The organism is Sediminibacterium sp. (assembly GCF_030695065.1).
Lineage (GTDB): Bacteria > Bacteroidota > Bacteroidia > Chitinophagales > Chitinophagaceae > Sediminibacterium.
The window spans coordinates 411,413-434,243 of record NZ_JAUYTR010000016.1 but is presented as its reverse complement, the minus strand read 5'-3'; the positions used below and the strand labels follow the sequence as shown (position 1 = coordinate 434,243).

Below are 22,831 nucleotides of genomic sequence, written 5' to 3'. Positions count from 1 at the left end.
AATATTATTGGTCTTCTAATGTTTCTTCTTTACGAATCACTAAGGTAAGCAACAAAGATTTTACAAAATCCCAAATAAGTCCTAAACCAGTGCCCATCAAGATTTCCTTTAATCCGGTCTTCTTCATGCTCTCGGCAGAAGATGCCATTGTTTTTTCAATATCTTCCTCAGATGCACCAAATTTTTCCATCATTGCCCTGGTCTTTTCTAAACCAATTTGAGCCGATTTCTCGGTTAAGGTTTCATCAATTAAATTGTACAATACATAGGTAGCAACGGCAACAATAACTGCTGCAACAGCATATGCAAGGAAGTTGAATTTTAACCCCTCTTGAAAATTAAGGTATCCGCCGTTTAATTTTCTAACAGCAAATCCACCCACCAATAAAATGATGATCATGTAAGGAATAAATGTGGTAGTAAACATCACACTGGTAAATGTAGTAATATCAATAGCCCAGCTACCATACATTAATAATACAGCGGTTAATCCGCAGATTAAACCGTACTTAACTCCTTCATTAATTAAATTTGCTTTCATGTTTGTTTAGTTAGTGGTTAATTGACCGTTGTTAATAGTGGCATAAACCTTACCAGTTAATTCAATATTGGTAAATGCATTATTAAAAGATTTACTCTTGATATTTTCCTTTGTTAATTGCGTTACCTGATTGCGATGGTAAATGGTTAATTCTGCCACTTCATTTTCAACAATATGAGTAGAAGGAAGTCCAAAAATATTACGGGCATTCAAAGAAAATAATTGAACCAAGCGTTCATTGCTGAGTTTGCTCAGTAAATGATTCACTACACTGAAGGAACTCTCTAACGCATTCATGCCAAAAGAAGCGTATTCAAATTCGCAAATCTTGTGGTCCCAGTCTTGCGGAAAATGATGGGAAGCTATACAATCAACTGAACCATTAACCACACCTTCGCGCAAAGCCATCATATCGGCCCTTGTTCTTAGTGGTGGATTAACTTTTAAGTAGGTATTATAGTCTTGTAAATCTTCGTCGCAAAAGAATAAATGATAAGGAGTAACGCTGCAGGTTACTTTTAATCCCGCTGCTTTGGCAGTTGCAATTAATTCTAACGATTCCTTGGTAGAAATACCAGTGAAATGAATTTTAGAACCACTGTATTTTAATAAATCAAGGTCTCTTTTTAAAATACTAATTTCTGCAATAGAAGGCAACCCAGGCAAGCCCAACTGAGTAGAAACAACGCCCTCATTCATTAAGCCTGCACTACCAATACTTCTGTCGATCGGCAATTGAATCAATACTCCATCAAATGCTTTCACATATTGCAAAGCTTTCACAAACAAGCCAGCCGATTGAACTGGCAATAATCCATCCGAAAATGCAATGGCGCCACTGTTGCGCATATCATACATTTCAGCTAATTCCTTTCCCTCCGTTTTTTGGGTGATTGCACCCAATGGATGAATATGCACAGGTAAGTGTTTAGACTGACCAGCAGCATATTCTACTAAAGATTTGTTATCGGTAACAGGTTTGGTATTGGGTAAAGTAAACACCCTGGTAAATCCGCCTGCAGCAGCAGCCGCTGCTCCCGATGAAAAGCTTTCATTGAATTCAAAACCTGGGTCGCCAAAATGCGCAAAACAATCTACCCAGCCAGTGGATACTTGTAGCCCTTCTTGGTGAATCACTGTTGCATTTTCATGCGATAAACTCGTGCCTATTTGCTTGATGAGGTTGTTCTCAATTAATAGATCCAATACTTGTCCGTTGTGAGGGGAGTGGGGGTCGTTAATCAGCACCTCCTTCAGTAGAATGTTCATGCAGTAGTTGAAAATTTTATGCAATATAGCCTGAAAATTTCTTTTCACCCTATATTTGCACCCCATTCAATAAATGAGTGAAAGTTCGGGACGTAGCGCAGCCCGGTAGCGCACACGTCTGGGGGGCGTGGGGTCGCAAGTTCAAATCTTGTCGTCCCGACTAAAAGAGAAGATCAATCGAAAGATTGGTCTTCTTTTTGTTTTAAGAAGTCAAATTGCCCACAGATTTTACGAGTAGGGTTAAATATTTTGTTAGGATTCTAGCTATTTTCCTAACAAAATATGACACTTATTTGCATAAAATTGTGTCATAAATTTTTAATTTGACACCTTTTTGCGTATATTTGTGTCATGATTTCTGCAAGTAAATATATAGAAAACCATATTAAGGAGCTCAATCCTGGGACAATTTTGTTCCCTTCAGACTTTCGTGGGGCAGGGACTGAGAATGCAATTAAGCTTGTTTTATCGCGGCTAGCACATGAAGGAATAATTGAGCGTCTAGGTCATGGAATTTATTATTTGCCTCAATACGATGAAGAATTGGGAAAATTGACACCTTCTATGGAAAAAATTGCTAAAGCAATTGCAGCAAGAGAACAAGTCAGGATTCTACCAACAGGATCTACAGCACTCAATCAATTAGGACTCTCTACACAAATTCCCATGAACGCAGTTTACTTAACTGATGGTGCGCGAAGAACGATACATATTGGCAAAGGGACAATTATTTTCAAGCCGACTACCCCTAAAAAGTTTGCCTACAAGGGAAAATATAGCGGGTTGCTTATCAGAGCGCTTGAAGATATAAACCTTAAAGATATCGATAGTGATATGTATAGGCGTATACGGAAGTTAGTTCAAAAGGAGGATAATGAATTATTAGAACACGATTTAAAACTGGCACCTGCCAAGATTCACGATTATTTGTTGTCAATTATCAAAAAACAACACCATGAAATGGATAGAACAAACTAATGAGAGTAAGTAACATTCAATACACCATTTGCAAAAGATATTGTTTTTAAGGAAGGCTGTTGAACAAGAAATGTATAATCTAGGTGTAAAGAAAGGTACAATAAGAATATATGCTAATCCAATCTTAGAAAATAGACCTAATACAGACCCGCAGGCAATATATATTGAATATCCATAGGTGTTAGAAGCGAATGATTACCTTAGTTTGAAAGCTAATTTCTCGGTCATGCGGGCGAGTGCTGCGTTAAGAAATTTTAGGTCAATTGTATCCTGATGAAAAGTGTGTTCTGTTGACATGGACTTTTGTTCATGAAATGGCACATCGGGGGAGTCGTCGATTCCATTTGTGCGTCGGTGGAGTTCGGCGCCGTTTTTTCCCAAAAGGTTTGTGAGCAATTCTAAAGGAATGTCAGCAAGGGTTTTTACTTTCTGTACGCCCATATTTAATAACAGTATTTTGGTTTTATCTCCTACACCGGGGAGCTTTGTTATATTCAAAGGGGCGAGGTATGCCCGTTCATTACCGAAAGCGATTTCCAGCTGGCCGTTAGGTTTCACCTCGTTGGTAGCGACCTTAGAAATATGTTTATTACTGGCAAGCGCGTAGGAGATAGGCAGGCCGGACTCCTTCATTATCTTCGCTTTGAGCTCAGAAGAAAATTTGCTCTAGCCAAATAATTTGTCCATCCCCGTGAGGTCTAAGTAAAATTCATCGATAGAAGATTTTTCGAGGGTCGGAACTTTATCTCTGATCACTTCTGTCACCAAGTTCGAATAGGCTTCATAATCGCCCTTCACAAAGATTGCATGAGAATACAACCGTTTAGCTTGGAACATCGGCATCGCTGCATGAACCCCGAACTTTTTTGCCTCGTAACTGCACGATGAAACAACGCATCTATCGCTCGCACAAACTACAATCACAAGCTTTCCGATTAATTTCGGGTTCTGCAAGCGTTCCACCGAAACAAAGAATGTATCAAGGTCGAGGTGGGTAATGTTGCGATCGGAAGGTAATATGGATGCAAAATGCTAATATATTTAGTATTTTTATAGTTCTTATTTTTTTAAGTTGTGTATCGTCATTTATATATTGAACACTAACTTAGATGTAGCTAATTAAATCCCATTGAAATATTTATTCTTATTTATTTTATTTTGGATGCTTTCAATTTCTTTGTATGCATCTGACACCATCGAGATAAGACAACCAATATCTGTTTATAAATTAGGGAAGAATGAATCAACCAGTTCTTTACTTATTCAAAATAAGTTTATTTCAATCCCTTATGAGGGGAATAGGTGGGGGTTTCTTGATTATGTAAATATGAAAGGTGTCCCGTGGTTATTAACTATTAAAAAATCAACATTAAATTTTTGCCAATCTGATGATCGAAATGGCAAGTTTAACGATATATGTTCTCAACCTCGCTATAAGCAAAGATTGGTTTTCGATTCCTGTAATATTAATGCAATCCTTTCAAATCCAGTAGGTGAAATAGTTTTTATTAAGTCCAACGTAAATACTTTGAATGTTAATTCTAGTAAAGATGCAAATGTGCGACTAGCATCCAATGAACGATTAAAATTTTTGGTTTTTATGCATAATAGAAGCCTCTCTTTAGATGTTCAATTTAACAAGAATTGTGATTCCCTTGACTTTCGCTCATTTAATAATTCGTATAAGACTTTTAATTTGGCTGCAATTGATAAAGAAGTTGGAAAGCGTGTTTATGAATTTAGTAAAGACACTATTCATAATTTAGGTTTTGATGGAAGTGATGTTGAAGATACTTCTGTTAGGTATGTATGGTCTGGTGAATTTAAGAATGAATTGATTTTTAGTGAGTGTTATTTCAATGCGGACGTATTAACATTTTGGAGGCTAAAGAATAGCAGAATTGTATTTAATCGCTGTGAGTTTGGACCAAATATATTTTTGGGAGATTTAGTAGCCGATAGAGTCGAGTTTAGAAACTGCCGAAAAATTGATAGACAAATTCAAATTAGATTCAGAGATAAAACTACACCTGCTCAAATAAGAATTATCAATACGGATGTTGAAAATTTGGATATTGAATGGACTGACAATGTAAACTTGTATTTTGATTCTACTGATGGTAATGATGCTCGACAGTATACATATACCAAATTGTTAGAAAAATATAAGCGGGAAGGTAAGGTTGATAGCTACCGCCATGTTGAATTACAATATCTAAAATCCAGTCAACCTAAACTTATTTATTTTGTTTCTTCACTTTGGTGGGGACATGGGTATGCACGAGAAAGAGTTTACTATTGGGCAATTTTGTTTGTTTTGATAATTGCTATATTGAATTATTGGCATTGGGGAAAGATGCAGGAAACGTATATGCTTTTCGATAATGAGAAATTTGGGTGGAAACGACTTTCTTTTGGTAAAGGATTTACTGTTTTATTGTACACTGTTTTTATATTTTTTGCATTAACCATACGATTGGAAAATTTGAAATTGACCCAAAAGAGATATGTACTTTTATTTCTTTTTCAATATTTTCTAGGGTTGTTTACCGTGCTATTTATTTTGAAGGCTATACTTAAGTTTTAATTAACTAAACCAACTAACGCCTGTTTTTATACCCACATTTTTCCATCCAAGAGACTTCCAGGCTGAAGACGCCGAAGTCTTCGGCGACTTTGCCGAGGATTTTGTAGAAGTCACTTGTGTGTAAGGGATGGCGTTTGGCGGCTTCGGGGAAGTGGACTGTGTCGATCCAGTTTAATTCGCTGTCTACGAATGTGCCGAAGAACATCGTGTCATCGTACTTTGTAAGGACTTGTTTTCGAGCAATGAAGTAGGCGAGCATTGTTATCACTTTGCCTTTGTATTTGCCGATATCTATTGCGGGAATGAATTGCGTTGGGTCGGCGTCGACTAATTTAAAGGGATTCGTAATGGTGAAGCCAAGCAGTTCCATTTGGTCGTACAAATCATCCATGGGATCGTCAATTAATGAGGTAAGTTCGAAGTTGAAGTTCAGGGGTTCATTGAAGATTACTTTGAATTCTTTCTCTAAACGTGTAATTGCCACTTTATTTTTGCGGCCATAACGGCGATACAAACCTGCGCGCGCCAATTTTTCTAAAAGCACAAAGTCGTCTTGATTGGAGCCGCCGAATTTTGACAAATTCTTATCAAGATTAAAATCCATTTCGATGGAACAAGCATCTAACAATTTATAGGTATTAGTCACTAAGATAGGATACTGCTTGAAGGTGTTGAGCAACTTCGAAGGACTTAAAAATGTATCCTCTCTATGGCAGCACTGTTCGGGCTCTAAGGTAGATAGTAATTGGTTGTTATAAATTGAGCGAAGTAAACAATGCAGGTAAAAGTGTTGCTTGTCTTGAACTACAACAGGTTGATTGATTACATAGTGTTCGGTCGCTTCAAATTTAAAGAAAGATGCAACTTCATAGGGTTTGATTCCGATACGTTCGTTAGGAAGTAATTCACTTATTTGTTTTGTGTGAAGCGAATAAATTATGAATACATTGAATGTCGCATGCGACAAAGGTGGAAATTCTTTCTTCGTTATTAAATGTTCAGACAGAAAACTATTGATTCAAAAAAGTCCATTGTTGTTTTTTGCAATAAGCAAGTAAAGGTGTGTATTGCCATTTCGGATATCGACACCTAAGATGGGTTTAATACCTGATTCCCTACAAAGCTTTACAAATTCCCAATAGTCGTATGTGCAATTGAAATTACACAAAGTTAGGCTCGTAATACCGTGCTCCACCGCAGCTTTTACCAGCGCTGCAGTAGAGTAGGTTCCGTAACAGAAATAATAGAAGGTTTTGAAGTTGAGGTTCATAGAGTAAGAATCTATGCAGAATTACTAAAAAACTTAGTTATTAAAGAATAAACTTCACTACTTTCTGGTTTTCAATCAGTTAAGAAAATGGTTTTTGAATTGTATTTTTGGATATGCTTTACGCAGTTATTGATACAACAATCTGGATGTCGATACTTATCAACCGAGATATCAACGATCCTAATCTTGAAGCTATTCACCAATTTTCAAATACTGGAAAGATTCGTTTTCTGTCCTGTTCGGCGCTTGCAGCAGAATGGGATAAGCATAGAGCAGAAATTGTAAAAAATATTGAAAACGACTACAGCAAAAAGATTAAGGCAAAAAGTTTAGGTGATGATATCAGCTCGGAGGAAATAGAAAACCTGCAAAATATCAAGGAACGTTTACTACATCAGGTCATGCTTATAGACGAAATTTATGCAAAGGCTACTTACATTGATGAATCAGATGTAATAAAAGTAAAAGTTTTTGATGCTGACCGTAATAACAAAGCACCGTTCCATACAAAAAGAAAAAGCAAAAACGATGCGCTAATTATCTATTCTGCGTTGGAATTTATGAAGGAAAAAATAGACTCTACATTATTTTTCATTTCATCTAATCACAACGATTTCTGTCATCCTGATACAATTCCCCATGTATTGCATCCGGATTTTCAGATTCAATACCCAACAGTAAGCATTTTACACTTGATGAGAATTTCTGACTTTATTAGTCAATTAAGGGATAGAGGTGTCTTTTTTAGCAGGAAGCTCGGATATTCAAAACCATCAATTGCGAATATTGTTTCCATTGACAAATCATTGACATTAGAAAAACAAATTCTAGCTTATTTGGATGCTGCATTTGATGGATTAGCGGTATTACCCAAGCACCTGTTTGCAAGGCATTATCCTTTTCTTATCGGTGAGAATATCACACTCAGTGAAGCTGCCTACGAATTATTTACTGACAATGAAAAAGTTGTAGACCTGTTCACCAGATACTACCATCACCCCGACGATCAATCAATCGACAGAGAAGCCGTGGCTGAAATTGCCTATTTTCTTCGCGGGAATCTGGTTGACCATTTGATCGGCGAAGACAGGAAAGAGATAGAACTGCTTGTCAAAAATGAGAAAACTTTCTGCAAGTGTTCTTTGTGTTGCTACCGACGAATGGATTTTATTGGAGCTTTCGAAGCAATCGACAGTGAAAGGAAAAGCGGTAGCATTAATGAAAAGATGCGTTGCGCTTACCTGCTATTTATCACTGGACATTTTATAGATGCCAACCAGCTTCTGCAGGATCTTTTAAAAGATAGGTCCTTGACAAAAACGCAACGTTTTCTTATTTGCTACAATCTCGTTAACCTTCATTGGGCTATCCGGCAGAGCTTCAGAATAGATGGAAATCTGGGTGAGCAGGTGCTTTCGCAACTGGCCGACATTGATTTGAAGAAAGAACAGGAACAAAGCACGCATATTGGCAACAGAGCAACCATTCATTGGATTGCCAATAACACCTTTTATAATAAGACACTTGCCGACGCTCATAAATACAATTCGAAAATACGCGACCTCTATCACTCTAAAAGTTCAGGTACACATCTTGAAAGCCAAAAGCTGATGGAACGATTGTATTGCCTGACTGAATTTATAGAACGAAATGGAGTATTCTATCATTTTTCAAGTTCGTTTAATGAGCTTTGCCAAACTCTCACTGAAGGCGTTTTTGCATCTTATGCATGCAACAATGAGATGTCTGGAAAAGTTGGATTCTTTACGGAGTACGTTTTGGAAAAATTGATTTATTTCTCTGAACCGGAACTCATAAGGAAATACAGGAGACGCTACAAGATCACAGATATAAAATGCAAAGAAGGAGAAGATGGAATTGGTGGGTTCTTAATCAAATCTCAAACCTTATTTACACAAGCTGGTGATGTTGCAAAGCTGGTGGCACAAAAAAATGAAGACATAATAGAAACCACAACTCGAAATGCCAAATGGGATGATACATATTTCATTGATGTTTATGAAAGGGTTGTTCTTAACTCTATAACACTTGCAGCAGTAATTAAATTAAATGCAGAAGAAGTACAGTCATTTTTCAATTACCTTGAAAAATTCTTAGTAGTTCCACAAAACATACATCCTTACAAATTGATTGAGGCCTTGCATTTTTTTGTTATTAATCGTGGGGCAATAATGTCGAATGAACATCTTATAGGATTATTCAAGTACTTGTTGATTAAGGGAGGTGATTATGGTGATAATGCAATGTATGATGTGTTGGATCTCCTAAAAGATAGAAATTTGAAGATATCCATTGACGAAACTGAATTAGATAGTCTGCTACATGATATTAAAGAACATGAGCAAGATTATGTCAGGGATAATACCTGGGACAAAGTATGTATGCTGCCATTAGTACTAGAAGAGGATCAAAAAAATAAAGTAACTATTTTTATACAGGAGCATATAAAAGCCCATTTTGAAAGCGAGAGGTTTTACAGAGCTACTATGTATGAACTAGCACCGCCGGATACATCTGAAATCGAACGGTATGATGATCATATCAGGACACGGTTAAAAAGAGGAAACAAGAGAGCGGCTTTTGTGCGAAAGCCTTTCTTCCATGATATGGTGCTCGATAAATATTGTAATTTTTATTTCAAGTACAATATTACCATGCCTGCCGATATCAGAGAAGCTATGATATTACTTGATCCTTATTATGCATGGCTGCTTGATATGGATACTTTTGACTACTCTCAATTCAATCCAGAATGGGTAAAAAATCATTTTACACTATACTTTAAATTAAAGTATAGACAATCAAAAGTGTTGCAAAAACATTGGTTGGAGGCAATCCTGCAGAATAATGGTGATTTAGAATTGATGCACTATTATATTTATAGCTATGATATGCCCATCATAGAAGAAAACTGATCAGTTTAATTCTTTTGACAACATTTCATCTGTGAATCCGAGACGGTCAATAAACTGTTTAAACGGTTTGAGGTTATCTGATACGTTTGGTAAAGAATGGATAAAAAGATTTTTGTACACTTCGTCAAAGCTGCTACGGGAATTCAAATAAACTTCTGTGTCCATTTCCGGTCTAAATAGTTTTTTGCGGTCCTCAAGAATCTGGTGATAGGCATACACCATTTTTGTTAATGATTGAAAATTTCCGCCGCGCAGGTATATGTCAACTATCCAGTCCAGACATATAAGTGTCAGGTCGTGAATGATCAGGGACGATGGCAGTTTCTCATTTAAAATTTCTTGCTGGAATTGTTTATTGATATAGTCATTGAGTGCGGTTACACCAAATTGAAAATCGTTGTGACAGATGATTGGGTAGATATGGTATTTCTTATCGGTGAGATCTTTAACACCAATATCATCATTCAGCAATCCTTTTGATAGTAACTTGATCTGTTCAATGATCTGGCCTGCACCTTTGCCTTTTCCGGAGGCATTGCGGATGAAGTTTTCTTGAATATATTTTTTAAATGAATCAAAATCTGGTTCGTCGATATACTTGTCATTGATAACATACGCTTTGAATTCTATAAGCAATATCGTATCGTGCATTCGCATATATGCATCAGGTGAATGATCTTCTTGCCTATCCGTTATCAGTATATCTTCATCTGAATTCAGCGACTGCATCACTGCCTTGAAAAACAGTTCTTCCAAAACTTTTTTCGAAATGGTGTTACTATATTCATTGAACCTGGTTAACTGTTTTGACAATCCGGTTGTGTGGTAGAGATTAAAGTAGGTGCCCCGATAAATATGTTTGTATAAGAAATTAGGATCTACGACCCTGTACCTCCCATCAGGAAAAGAGAATAACGGTCTTTTTTTTAGATCAGCTATCGAGGCATCAGTCTTGCCGAATGTTGAATTACAACACATCGAATCCAAATGTTGTTTGTTTGTTTCTGCTCCTGGCGTCAGATCAACCATTTTTCGATACGATTTATTTAATGCTTCTAGTTGAAGGAAATTGATAATATCGACGTAACTTTTTGTTAAGTGCCCGATGGTTTTCATACCTAAACTAGCTAAGTATTCTGCAAAATGCTCCGGCCAGTTTTCAGAACTATACTTACACAATACATAAAGTTTACATAACTCAACAAGTGGGCTAGTTGGTTCGTTGAAATGAAATTGTCGCAGAATATTAGTCCAGATAATGTTATATTCTTGTTCAGCCTCATCTACAACGTTTTTTGATTTATCTAGAAATTGCTGGTCAATAGCGTGTTCCTCATCGATCACGGTCAGATAAGCCATCAATACCGGGAATTCTATACCATTTCCTTTTTGAAATTTTGATTTTTGTTCATTACGCCTGAGTTCTTTCACAATCAATGGTAGCAGGTAGCGTTTATGAAATATATGAAATGCATCTGCACCAAATCCATTGTTTGCAAGTACAATCAGTTTTTCATTTAAGTATTTTTGTTGCTCTGGATTGTAGCCGCGAAACAACAATTCAAGCAAGCGCAACTGGTTAGAATGAAAATCTAGTGAAGCATATAATTCGTTATTAAGTGATGCGGCCCAAATGAATATATTCCATGAAGAAAACTTCCCAACCAGTATTTCATAAGGTTGTAAAGTTTCACCGAGGATCATTGAATGTCCAGGAACTGCTTTCTGTTTCATGTCACTCGGCAGATTGTTTTATAAGGTCTTCTTCTGTAACTGTCATGGTTTCGATCTTTCCCTGCTTACTAGCTGAGGCATGATCGAACAGATTGATCACAAGGAAAAAATATGATTTGTTATTGTACACCAGCATTGGTGGAAACTGGTTGCTATTCGCAAACGAAAAAACTATATCCTGTGGTGAAAAATTAAAAATGGCCAAATAACCGGCATCCTTGTTATAGTCATTGGTATAGCGTACAATTTGCGTGAAGCCATCGCATACTCTGTTTTTTCCATAATTCCTTTCTTTATCTACCAGTTTAATTTCCAGAATCAGGGGATCATTTGTATCGATTGCGCCAATTAAATCAGCGCGCCCAGAGGTTGATTTTGGAGTTGAGAACGGATAATCAATCCCCTGATCGAACAGGAACATCCTTAAATCATCCTCCAGAAGTTGTTCGTAGTTTTTTTGGGCATCAGAATATTTTGCTTGAAGTGTTTCCCTTGTGAACCATTCTGTTCTGCGTTTATATTTTTCGAGCAGATAAATAATGGAGGAGCTTTTCTCTAATTGGTCATGAAAATAATATGTGATAGGTGTGATCAGGGTTTCAATCACATTGTTTTGTGAGTCTGCAAAGCTTTGCCCATAAAACAAAGTGGACATGTGGAGTTCATATTCTCCCTCGCTTACTAGGAATTTGAGAAACTGGTAAACATGCGCTGCGTGATGCGGTTCGTTTTCATAACTCATGCCATAAATATCACCTGTTTCCAATCGGTTCAAGTATTCCTCGAACATTTCAGGGGTGTAGGTATATTTTGTCACCGCCTCATCAAGTATGCCGCGAAGGATTTTATTGCCTTCAATATTCGAAATGAAATACTTTAACTGATGAGGAAATTGATCGCTTCCGGATTTGGCAAGCCGATTTTTCCATTCCTGCAGATTTGTTCTTAGGTTGTGATTATAGTACATTATCTTCTGAATTTTTTAAATAAATTTTCTAAGTCGCGTATGGAATTGTTGATTTTTTGAATGCTATTGTGAACCGATCCATCCTTATCATGCAGTTCAATATAGACTTTACAGTTCTGACAAAACACCTGCCCTTCATTCTTCGCATCTATCAATTGGAAATCATTGGCGTAGCCACACCTTGGGCATTCCATCGTTATCCATTCATGATTTAAATCGAACATAGCTATGTATTAAATAGGCTTTAAGGAGGGTTGAAAAATTAAATGGGAATGCGGAGATTCACGACAACGCGAAGTTTAGATTAGAATTAGAAATTTGAATTTATTAAATTATTTCCTCAAACAAGCCAGTTTCTTTATTTTTCCGGACATTGCCGGCTTTGAAGACGCGTCCGTTCATGGCGACGTAGATGCCGGGGGGGAGGGTTTGGGCGAAAGCTATGGCGCAGCCGAGGTTGAAGAGACTGTCGGAGCTATCGAATTTAATGGGGGTCATTGCGCTTGTTAATACAAATAGTTTGTTGTTTATTTGCTGCTGAAGAAATTCTGCGGTAATGGTCATGGTGTCGGTACCATGGGTGAGAATGATTTTTTCTTTTAGGCAATTTCATTGAATGGTTTTCAACAACATTTTTCAAGTTTTTCACTTCTGCGGATTTTGCGCAACTTACTATGCATAATATTTAGTAGTGATCAATAATTTAAAGTATCTGAATACTATATAGCGAAGCCCTATGACTATTTAGGAGTGTTTATTTAGTAAGGAGCAAATCTTCAATTCTAATTAATTCAATATTTTCTAATGGGACTCCCATTTCTGTTAACACTTTTGTTTTGTATTCGCGTTCTTCGGCATTAAACCATGATATTTTCCACTTAATAGTATTTTTTGATAATACTGTCATGAGATGAGAGAAATATGGCAAATCTACTTCTGCCATAGAATGTCCCAGTAAATTTACTTGTTCAATGTTATCTAGCTTTTCAAAAAAGGCTTGATGTTTAGCAATAATACCCTTTGTTGGTTTGTAAGATTCATTAAAGTAATAACTTAACTCTTCTTTTCCAGTTTCGTAAGAGTAGTCATATTTGGATGATTGATGGTCTAACCACATTTGTTGATCTTCTTCGCTTAAACCTTCAGGCATTTTTGGTTCAGGTTTATGCATCGGGTTCAACTCTTTACTATGCCCTAATACAAGTTCTTCCGATAATTTCGCTTTATTGTGTATATATAAAATTCTTGATTCTGGAATACCATAATATTGTTCTAAAGTGTCTGTATAGTTGAAACTTATAAACTTTGAATCTGAATGAATTTCAATTAACTTATGGTTGATATTGGTATCGAAATTGACATTTAGGATAAACTCCTTGAATGCCGCAAAAAGATTATGCGTAAGTTCATTAATTTTCTGTTGCATTATTTGTGAGTAAGCATGAATATCACTAAAATAATCATCATCAGAAACACTAGGAATATAATCAGTATTTTCATCTAAAATGGTTTGAAAATCTAATCCAGCTAATTCTGCTTCAAATAGATTCCACTCTGCTTTAATTTTTTTTTGTTTCTCTTCGTCAGCTTCATCTTCATCTATTTCTGGAAGAGAGTAGTATTGAGTTAAATTCGAATAAAGGTCTTTGTGTTTTCTTTTGAGGAATAAAGCAAATGAGTAATACCAGGTATCTAGTCCATGGTAAATATCAAATCCATTTCCAATAATATATAGTGTTTTCATTCTAACAAATTTTAAGGGTTAAAATTCCTTTGAAGTTTGACTATTTGCATCAAATGCAATATAAGAAAATGGAATATCTAGTTTTTCTTTGAGTGAATTAATAAAATGCATGTCGCTATCATTTGGTTCATTTGGGCCAACAATTACAATGCTTTTTTTCTTCTTATTCCTACTATTGTGCCAATAGCCAAGAAGTTGACCAATCCCATTTATAATACAAGCATATGGACTTGAGAATGGCTTTATTTCATATAAGATTTGTTCTTCATTATTTTCTCTTATTACATCTATATATTGTTTCTCTCCTGAAATTTCATATTCAGGAAATATGTTTTCTAAGTATGGAACGAAAAGATTTTGTATTCGATTATGCAACCTTTTAACCATCACCGAAGCAATTGGACTTCTTTGATATGAAGTTTCTTCTTTTTTATTATAGCCTTTTTTTGTGGTTTCATCTATGGTCTCCTCATCGTAATTTTGATTATCCATATTTTTTTCCAATTCATTAGCCATACTTCCATACCAACCAAAGATTAAATTAAAGTGCTCCCTACTTCCGCCTTCCTTTAAATGGTGAATAGTCTTAGCGTAATTCAAACCTAATTGACGCTCAATTCCTGCTTCTAGAAACTCTACATGTATACAATGTCCTAAGTCTCCTTCATCATATTCGTAGATAGAACCATTTTTTTCAACTACCCTAGCATAAGCAATAATAGTAAGTTTGCCAAAGGAGCCATGTGATTTTACAGCAATTATGTCCCCGACTTTCATTTGTGATAAGTGCCTAAAATATGATTTTGTATCTCTTAGGGAAGAAACATTATTAGGAATATATTCTTCTACCCATTGATCAACACTTTTTCTTGAATTGCCCATCTGAGATGAAAAGTCAATCCAATCAATGAATCCGATTGAAACACAGCTTCGTTTTAAAAATTCAGGCATGACATCAATTGAATGATTTTCATCGGATCCACCATATTTACTACCTATAAGGTAATAGGATGGGGATACTTGCTTTTCTATTTCTGCAAATAAGGTAAATGTGCGATGGGCGTATTCCACCATATCTTCTAATGATGGTTTTTGTTCAATTATAAATAATTGAATATCCAGAATACGATCATTTTTATTAAATGTTTTTCCTAGACCCTTTGCTATTTCTTGCAATGCTCTCCGGCTATAAACAGGAAATAATTTCTTATTTGAATATAGGAAAGCAATCTTCCATTTTGCAAGCGAATGAAACTTTATTTGCTCAACTTTCTCCCATTCATCATTTAATGAGTGAGTAACAATATCAACAATAATTTGTCGAATTTTCTCAAAGGCCTCGTATGATGTATTCCCCCATTTTTTCGCCCATATATAAGCCCCATCTTTGGCAAATCGATCATCTTTAAATTCTCTTTCTTCTTTTGGTGCCCATAGCTCAAATTTATGTAGAGCGGTTCCACCAATTTGCCCCAGTTCTTTAGTGCCATATTCTAATGAATAACATAAAGAGTCGTGATTACTTAAATCGGTATAATCATTTATGTTCATTGTTTTAATACGCTCAGGTGTCCATTGGTCAAGGTATTCAGAAAGTTTGTCATCGAACAGGCCAGGGTTGAGTTGCATGATATTGCTTATGAGTTTGCGGTGTAATTATAATTTAAAACGAAGCAAATATTATTGTTAAGTACAATTTACAGATCAGTTAAGCCAAATAATATAAACCTGGACAAATAAAGTACTTATTGACTAAGGTTAACTTAAAATTTCAATTATATTGACGAGCGTATATAAGGATGCTTTAGGGGCGAGGTAGTTTTGTTTAGACAAATTAATTAACAAAATTATGGATATGAGATTGTTGCTTTCACTTCTACTATTTTTTGTGACTTCCATCACATTAAGAGTGCTGAGTTTAAGCTTGAGAGCTGCACACAACTTCATGCCCCAAAAAATTATAGCCCGTTAATGTATGACGTCAGAACAATTGATTAATTTAGAATTCCTTTTTGTGGCACTGTTGTCTCTAGTAGTCTCAATTATCGCTCTGAGAATTTCGTAGAATGTAGTGGTATATACTTCGCGCGAATTCCTGCTAGATATTGCTTGGAATATTGACTGCATCGTACAGATACACCTGAATAATAAAGGTTAAAAATTGTTTACTATTCAGCAAGTCGTATTTTTAAAGATTGAAAGTATTGGATTTGAGAGAAAAGATAAATAATGGCTGTGTATAGGTACCTCTTATCGTCCTTTCTCTTATGCAGGGTGACTGGATGGGTGCTTCAAAGTTTGCTATGAATAGTCATAACGCATTCGCCTATGCTTATGTTTGTCCCTATGATCCTAACATGGTGGAAGCCATTCGTAAAAAAATACTAGTCCCCCTGAAGTCGATTCCTTAATCCGATATCTGCCATCACTTCAATACGTATATTACCTTATAAAAATAATCTATACAAACCATTTCAATGAAACCAAATCACTTTATTTAAAAAAAAACAACATATACAAGGCTCAGGTTTTTACGATTCAGTAATCACTGCTGAAGATTTCGAAACATTGTTGAAAAATCAGATATTCCTTCGTTTTATAATGTGAATCATTTGTTGCACTACATACTGTAAAATCATCATATGTATAATATTCAGCCACCAACAGTATATAGACATGGCTTGAGTTCAAAGCAAAAGTCTTGTAAAGTGTTGAAAATTAATAAATAGTAAGTCATTTCAAATCTTGTCGTCCCGACTAACAAAAGCTCCGATCAAAACTGATCGGAGCTTTTATTTTAAAAAAAATCACTATTGTTATTTCAACTAAATAATTTCCAAAAATTAACTTATTGCGACTAATTCTTCGGCCTAAACGAACGAATCGGAGGTGCAGGTTCTTTCTTTAATTCAATGCCTTGTGTAGGCATTAAACGCAAGGCTTCTTGCACAGCTTTTTCTAATTGAGGATCACGACCTTCAATGATGGCTTTAGGATCATGAAATACTTCAATATCTGGTGCAACACCTTCTGCTTCCACCGCCCATTTACCATCGGTATCAAAGAAACCTCCACGAGGAGCAACCATTCTACCACCATCAATAAATGGAGGAGTATCCCAAGTACCCACTAAGCCACCCCAGGTTCTGGTTCCAACCAATGGTCCTAGATTCATTTTCTTAAACATATAGGGGAGTAAGTCTCCACCCGATCCAGCGTTTTCATTAATGATCATGACTTTGGGTCCCCAAATACCCGCCATAGGGGTAGTAGATACTTTATTACCCTCAACACGATTATTGAAATAGCCTTGTAATTTTCTACTCATTACATCAATCATATAATCCGCCGCAGATCCACCACCATTGTTTCTTTCATCAATGATTGCTCCTTTTTTGTCTTGTTGAGAAAAATAATAACGATTAAAAGAAGTGTAACCAGGGTCACCTGTATTTGGCACATACACATAGGCCAATTTACCCCCTGATAATTCGTCCACTTTTTTGCGATTGCTTTCTACCCAATGCCTTGAGCGCAATCCAGCTTCGTTGGCAATAGGCACAACGGTAATTAACTGTGCACCTTCTAAACTAGGTTGACTATTTACTTTGATCTTGATTTGTTTGTTGGCGGTACCTTCAAACAAACTGAATAAATTCATAGAAGCATCTAATTTTTTGCCTTCCACTTCCAATAAATAATCGCCTTCTTTTACTTTGATGCCAGGTCCACTTAATGGAGACTTTAATTCAGGGTTCCAGTTTTCGCCAGTATAAATTTTCTTGATTTTAAAGAAGCCATTTTCAACTATATAATCGGCACCCAATAATCCAACTGGTATAGCAGGTACGGAGGGATAATCGCCTCCGCTAACATAGGAATGTCCTACTGATACTTCACCACTAATGATGTCGATGATATAGTTTAAATCGGAGCGATGCTTAACGTGCTTTACCCAAGGTTGATACCATTCAAACACTTTATTCCAAGGAGCACCATGCACATTGTTCACATATAAAAAGTCTCTTTGCAAACGCCATCCTTCTTTAAAAATTTGTTGGGCTTCTTTTGCAGGATCAACATATACACGCATGCCCTCCGTAGCCAATCTGCCATCGCCAGGTCTAGGTGCAGCAAGGGTTCCATTCAAAAACCAATTGACACCAGAACGGTATAAAATATTTTTTCTATCAAAGCTACTCACCACATTGCCAACTGATTTGGCAAATTCAACACTCTTTTGATCCTTTGTAGTATACTTATACAAAGCAGCACCTTGGTTGGCAATATCTTCGGTGTAAAATACCGAACCATCTGGTCCTGCAATTAATGAAGTATAGTTTCGAAGAGGTAAGTTAGCTGCAACAATTCGCTGCGCTAATCCATCAAAATCTATTTTTACTGAAACCGTTGAAGCACTTGCAGGCTTTGCTGTTTTAGCTGCAGTGTCAGCAGGATTTTTTACGGGTTCATCATCACTTTTTGGTTCAAAAGGCGAGGGTGCATCCTTACTTAACACGGCAATATACAATGCCCTATTTACTGGATAATTGTAACTACTCATGTCTAACCAGCCAGATGCCAAACCATAATCGGTACTAGCTAAAAAGTACAAATATTTCCCGCTTTCGTCCCATTGTGGATCAATGGCATCGGCTAATCCATCGGTCACTAATTTGCTTTGGCCAGTTTCAATTTGAAAAACTTTGACTGCTTTAAATTGATTATTTTGTTGTTGTACATAAGCAATCCATTTACTGTCTGGAGACCAAACAGGTTTCATGGTTCTATTAGGATGCGCATATTTATCGGTGTCCACTTTTTTGTAAGTGCCTGTTTTTAAATCGATGTACCAAATGGTATAATCGGTGTCTACAAAAGCAATGTATTTATTGTCGGGAGACCATGCTGGAGTGAAATAAAATTTCTTATTCGGCATTGCAAATGTTTGTGCAGTTTGCAATCCAAATTGGTCTTTTACCGTTATTTGGTATTCCCCATTTTCGTCGGAGAACCAAGCAATTTTTTGACCATCAGGAGACCAAATAGGCGCTCTGTCTGCAGTGCCAGTTGAATTGCTGATATTTTTCCAGTCACCGTTTTCTTTAGGCACAGTAAAAATTTCACCCCTGCTTTCAAATACGGCACGTTTGCCAGAGGGGGATAATTGTGGGTTGGTTAAATTGTTTGCGGTCAAATTATTCCATCTCGGTCTTCCCCAATTTAAATCTGCTTTAACCCCAATAGATAATTGTGTGGTTTTTTGTGTAGGAATATCATAGCTATGCAAATAACCTGCTTGTTCAAAAATTAATTTGTTGTTGCTGGCAGATACATTTTTAATATCAAAGTCTTTAAAGAAAGTAATTTGTTTCTGCGTCTTGGTTTTAGGATCGTAAGACCAGATATTATTAATAAAATCTTGCTCCGATAAAAAATACAAAATACCATTGTTCCAAGTAGGGGCAGTATGCCTTTCTTTATTGCCTTGAACTGTTTTAGTTGTTTCAAATGTTTTTAAATTAAATAGCCAAATGGGTTGAGCTTGGCCGCCGCGATAGTTGCGCCACTCTGGATCCCAGAAACTGTATGGCTGAAAAGCCATGGTAGTTCCATCCGTTGACATACTTCCTACAAATCCAAATGGGAGGGGCAAAGCGTCTGGTGTACCACCATTTACCGATACTTTAAAAAATTTGGTATTCACCGTAGGGTAGCCTTCTCTGCTAGAAGTAAAGAAAACGGCATTGCCATCGGGCATCCAACCCTGTGCAATATCTGGGCCAGGGTGCCAGGTTAGTCTTTTAGGATCTCCACCTTCAATAGGCACAATATACACATCGGTATTACCATCATATTGGCCGCTAAATGCAACCCATTTTCCATTAGGGCTAATTTTTGGAGAAGTTTCTGCGCCAATGGCACTGGTTAGTCTTCTAGCGTCTCCTCCTTTATGATCTACTACCCATAAATCGTCTGCATGTACAAATACAATATGGTCTTTGCTGGCATTGGGTTGTCTGAGTAACATACTGCCCTGTGCAAAATTATTTTGTGCACTGAGGCCGAATAAAAAACAAAGGACAATTTTTCCAATGGTAGTTGGCTTATTCATGTAGTTTAATTTTAAGCTTGATTGAGTGGTAAAAGATACAATGGACTTTTAAAGAAAGCAAATCAAAAGGATGAAATGCAGGGGAAATTATATGCAATAAAAAACCCGACCATATATGGTCGGGTTGGGTCAATATTTTAAATTGGTCAACATGCCCTTATTTAAAAGCAGTTGAATTTAGAATCGCTCTAATTTAGAAAAGAAGAAATTGGCTTCAATAGCTGCGTTCTCATCGCTGTCACTTCCGTGAACTGCATTTTCACCTACTGATGCTGCAAATAATTTGCGAATGGTACCTTCAGCGGCTTGAGCAGGGTTGGTAGCCCCAATTAAAGTTCTAAAATCGGCCACTGCATTTTCTTTTTCTAAAACAGCTGCTACAATTGGACCACTGCTCATGAAATCTACCAGTTCTTGGTAAAAAGGACGCTCTCTGTGGATATCGTAGAAAAGACCTGCTTGCTCAGGAGTTAAGCGGGTCCATTTCATTGCTTTAATAGAAAAGCCAGCCTTGATCATCTGGTCTAAAATGGCTCCTGTGTACCCTTTTTGGGTAGCATCAGGCTTAATCATGGTAAATGTTTGATTGCTCATATTTGTTTAATTTCGGCGCAAAAGTAAGGAATAGCAAGGGTTTGAATGGTGTTCAATCGCTAAATTTTAAATAAATTTGTCAAAATGTTTTGACAGACTAATGAAGAAGCTGCATTTTTGCCCGATTATATGCAACTGATTAGCCAATTCTATCCATTATTATCTCAACCTAAGCAAATTGTTATTACCATGCACCAGAAGCCCGATGGGGATGCAATGGGCTCTACCTTAGGTTTATATCATTTTCTACACAATCGAGGTCATCAGGTTACGGTAATATCACCTACTAACTGGGCTGATTTCTTAGAATGGTTGCCTGGTATAGAAAGCGTAATCAATTTTGAAGGATACAAAGAAAAGTGTTTAGGTATTTTAGATAAGGCAGATATATTATTCTGTTTAGACTTTAATATTTTTCATAGAACCAAACATTTAGCGCCTTTTTTAGCTTCGGCAAAAGCCATTAAAGTATTAATTGATCATCATGAGCAACCTGATGAACCCAATTTTGATTATGGCATTAGCGATACGGGAAAAAGTTCTACCTGCGAAATGGTGTACGATTTTATAATGGAAGCTGGCGGTAGAGAAGAGCTAACACAAGAAATGGCCACTTGTTTATATACAGGAACCATGACCGATACAGGTTCTTTTCGATTCCCCTCTACCAAAGCAAGTGTTCACAGAATGGTAGCTGAATTAAAAGAAACCGGCTTTGATCATTCTCAGGTTCATAACCATATTTACGATAATTTCTTAGAAAGCAGATTGCGATTTATTGGCTTTGCCTTGTTAAACAGAATGGAAGTTTTGTATGAATACAATACCGCCATCATGTATATTCACCAAGCCGATTTACAGAAATACCATATTAAAACAGGGGATACCGAAGGCTTGGTCAATTATTTATTAACCATCAAGGGTATTCGTTTTGGCGCCATAGTAATTGATAGAACGGAGGAAAGAAAATGGAGTTTTAGAAGTAAAGGCAAATTTGACGTGAATCAATTTGCTAGAAACCATTTTGAGGGAGGAGGTCATGCCAATGCATCAGGTGGAAGAAGCAGCGATTCGGTAGAAAAAACAGTAGAACACTTTAAACAAGTTATTCAAGAGTATAAAAACCAACTACAATAAAATGAGGAGAATCATCGCCCCGCTCATGTCAGCGGTTGTATTGCTTGCAAGTTGTAATCAATATGAAAAAACACCTACTGGTCTTGCTTACAAAATAAGCAAGGGAAGCAGTAAAGACTTGCTAAAGCAAGGTCAATTTGTAAAAATGCACGTGGAGTATAAATTACCAGCAAAAGATAGTTTGTTGAGTAGCTCTTTTGGTAGAATTCCTGTTTACTTTATGGTAGACTCGGCACAAAAAGCCAAGCACAGTTTTATTGAAATCATTAATCAATGTGCTCCTGGTGATAAGGTTGAATTTGTAATGAGCGTAGATTCTTTAAAGAAGTTTGGAATGTTAGAGTACAACAATATCTTTAAAGAGAAAGACCAAATTAATGGTAAAGTAGAAGTGATTAAAACCTTTGCAACACAAGAGTTGATGATGGCCGACTACAAAGCTGAAATGGAAAATGAAAAGCAAAGAGAAACCAAAGAACTAAAAGACCATATAGCTAAAAAGAACATTAAAGCACAAGAAACTACTTCTGGCGTTTTTGTAGAAATCACTAATGCTGGTGATGCTACTGCAAAAGCAGATTCTGGTAAGCAAGTATCTGTAATGTACAGAGGAACTTTCTTAGACGGTATAAAGTTTGATGGCAATATGGATGCTGATTCTCCTAACAAGCAACCATTAGAATTCGTGATTGGACAAGGTGGGGTAATTAAGGGCTTAGAAGATGGATTAAAAATGTTCAACAAGGGTGGAAGAGGTAAAATATTTATCCCTGCAATGTTGGGCTATGGTCCAAACGGAAGTGCACCAGTAATTCCTCCTTATGCTTCATTGGTATTTGATATTGAAGTATTAGATGTGAAAATTGCACCGCCACCGCCACCAGCTATGCCTGGTCAACCACAACAACAAATGCCACAACAATAATATTGTTAGCACCGATAAAAATGCCTCGATTATT

The 22,831-nt window shown here is 36.5% G+C and carries 19 protein-coding genes and 1 tRNA gene; 6 read left to right on the top strand and 14 right to left on the bottom strand.

Annotated features, from left to right (window positions below):
- Positions 1 to 4 precede the first annotated feature (4 nt).
- Complete coding sequence (locus Q8S25_RS08810) at positions 5 to 541, bottom strand: DUF4199 domain-containing protein (RefSeq protein WP_305536859.1); 537 nt, start codon at positions 539 to 541, stop codon at positions 5 to 7.
- Between the two features lie 6 nt (positions 542 to 547).
- Positions 548 to 1,810: a dihydroorotase gene (locus Q8S25_RS08805; protein WP_305536857.1), complete on the bottom strand. Its 1,263-nt coding sequence runs from the start codon at positions 1,808 to 1,810 to the stop codon at positions 548 to 550.
- Positions 1,811 to 1,896: 86 nt separating this feature from the next.
- On the opposite strand from Q8S25_RS08805, the gene Q8S25_RS08800 reads away from it, so the two are divergent.
- Together Q8S25_RS08800 and Q8S25_RS08795 are read left to right on the top strand one after the other, a co-directional pair.
- Positions 1,897 to 1,970: transfer RNA gene (locus Q8S25_RS08800), tRNA-Pro, on the top strand.
- Between the two features lie 191 nt (positions 1,971 to 2,161).
- Complete coding sequence (locus Q8S25_RS08795; protein WP_305536855.1) at positions 2,162 to 2,788, top strand: DUF6088 family protein; 627 nt, start codon at positions 2,162 to 2,164, stop codon at positions 2,786 to 2,788.
- A gap of 195 nt (positions 2,789 to 2,983) precedes the next feature.
- Here Q8S25_RS08795 and Q8S25_RS08790 read toward each other — a convergent pair whose 3' ends face one another.
- Positions 2,984 to 3,421: a hypothetical protein gene (locus tag Q8S25_RS08790; RefSeq protein WP_305536853.1), complete on the bottom strand. Its 438-nt coding sequence runs from the start codon at positions 3,419 to 3,421 to the stop codon at positions 2,984 to 2,986.
- 33 nt (positions 3,422 to 3,454) lie between these two features.
- On the bottom strand, positions 3,455 to 3,787 hold the full coding sequence (locus Q8S25_RS08785) for a hypothetical protein (RefSeq protein ID WP_305536957.1): 333 nt from the start codon (positions 3,785 to 3,787) through the stop codon (positions 3,455 to 3,457).
- 130 nt (positions 3,788 to 3,917) lie between these two features.
- On the opposite strand from Q8S25_RS08785, the gene Q8S25_RS08780 reads away from it, so the two are divergent.
- Entirely contained in the window at positions 3,918 to 5,375 is a 1,458-nt protein-coding gene (locus tag Q8S25_RS08780) for a hypothetical protein (RefSeq protein WP_305536851.1), read from the top strand.
- Between the two features lie 13 nt (positions 5,376 to 5,388).
- Here Q8S25_RS08780 and Q8S25_RS08775 read toward each other — a convergent pair whose 3' ends face one another.
- Together Q8S25_RS08775 and Q8S25_RS14730 are read right to left on the bottom strand one after the other, a co-directional pair.
- On the bottom strand, positions 5,389 to 6,342 hold the full coding sequence (locus tag Q8S25_RS08775) for a hypothetical protein (RefSeq protein ID WP_305536849.1): 954 nt from the start codon (positions 6,340 to 6,342) through the stop codon (positions 5,389 to 5,391).
- A gap of 51 nt (positions 6,343 to 6,393) precedes the next feature.
- Complete coding sequence (locus tag Q8S25_RS14730) at positions 6,394 to 6,645, bottom strand: PHP domain-containing protein (protein WP_305550147.1); 252 nt, start codon at positions 6,643 to 6,645, stop codon at positions 6,394 to 6,396.
- Positions 6,646 to 6,758: 113 nt separating this feature from the next.
- Here Q8S25_RS14730 and Q8S25_RS08770 point away from each other — a divergent pair, with 113 nt between their 5' ends.
- A complete protein-coding gene (locus tag Q8S25_RS08770) occupies positions 6,759 to 9,581 on the top strand; it encodes a PIN domain-containing protein (protein ID WP_305536847.1) in 2,823 nt (940 codons plus the stop codon).
- Here Q8S25_RS08770 and Q8S25_RS08765 read toward each other — a convergent pair whose 3' ends face one another.
- From Q8S25_RS08765 to Q8S25_RS08730, 8 genes are all read right to left on the bottom strand, one after another.
- Entirely contained in the window at positions 9,582 to 11,315 is a 1,734-nt protein-coding gene (locus Q8S25_RS08765; RefSeq protein ID WP_305536845.1) for a hypothetical protein, read from the bottom strand.
- A gap of 1 nt (position 11,316) precedes the next feature.
- Positions 11,317 to 12,282: a hypothetical protein gene (locus tag Q8S25_RS08760; RefSeq protein WP_305536843.1), complete on the bottom strand. Its 966-nt coding sequence runs from the start codon at positions 12,280 to 12,282 to the stop codon at positions 11,317 to 11,319.
- Entirely contained in the window at positions 12,282 to 12,506 is a 225-nt protein-coding gene (locus Q8S25_RS08755; protein ID WP_305536841.1) for a primase-helicase zinc-binding domain-containing protein, read from the bottom strand. Before Q8S25_RS08755 ends, Q8S25_RS08760 begins: the two co-directional genes overlap by 1 nt.
- A gap of 103 nt (positions 12,507 to 12,609) precedes the next feature.
- Positions 12,610 to 12,870, bottom strand: a complete 261-nt coding sequence (locus Q8S25_RS08750) for an asparaginase domain-containing protein (RefSeq protein ID WP_305536955.1) — start codon at positions 12,868 to 12,870, stop codon at positions 12,610 to 12,612.
- A 166-nt stretch (positions 12,871 to 13,036) separates the two neighbouring features.
- Complete coding sequence (locus tag Q8S25_RS08745; RefSeq protein ID WP_305536839.1) at positions 13,037 to 14,026, bottom strand: bacteriophage abortive infection AbiH family protein; 990 nt, start codon at positions 14,024 to 14,026, stop codon at positions 13,037 to 13,039.
- Between the two features lie 18 nt (positions 14,027 to 14,044).
- On the bottom strand, positions 14,045 to 15,655 hold the full coding sequence (locus Q8S25_RS08740) for a hypothetical protein (protein WP_305536837.1): 1,611 nt from the start codon (positions 15,653 to 15,655) through the stop codon (positions 14,045 to 14,047).
- A gap of 1,228 nt (positions 15,656 to 16,883) precedes the next feature.
- Positions 16,884 to 20,141, bottom strand: coding sequence for a S41 family peptidase (locus Q8S25_RS08735; protein ID WP_305536835.1), 3,258 nt, complete (start codon positions 20,139 to 20,141; stop codon positions 16,884 to 16,886).
- Positions 20,142 to 20,318: 177 nt separating this feature from the next.
- Positions 20,319 to 20,735: a nucleoside-diphosphate kinase gene (locus tag Q8S25_RS08730; protein ID WP_305536833.1), complete on the bottom strand. Its 417-nt coding sequence runs from the start codon at positions 20,733 to 20,735 to the stop codon at positions 20,319 to 20,321.
- Between the two features lie 129 nt (positions 20,736 to 20,864).
- On the opposite strand from Q8S25_RS08730, the gene Q8S25_RS08725 reads away from it, so the two are divergent.
- A complete protein-coding gene (locus Q8S25_RS08725) occupies positions 20,865 to 21,872 on the top strand; it encodes a bifunctional oligoribonuclease/PAP phosphatase NrnA (protein ID WP_305536831.1) in 1,008 nt (335 codons plus the stop codon).
- Between the two features lies 1 nt (position 21,873).
- Complete coding sequence (locus Q8S25_RS08720; RefSeq protein WP_305536829.1) at positions 21,874 to 22,797, top strand: FKBP-type peptidyl-prolyl cis-trans isomerase; 924 nt, start codon at positions 21,874 to 21,876, stop codon at positions 22,795 to 22,797.
- The last annotated feature ends 34 nt before the right edge of the window (positions 22,798 to 22,831 follow it).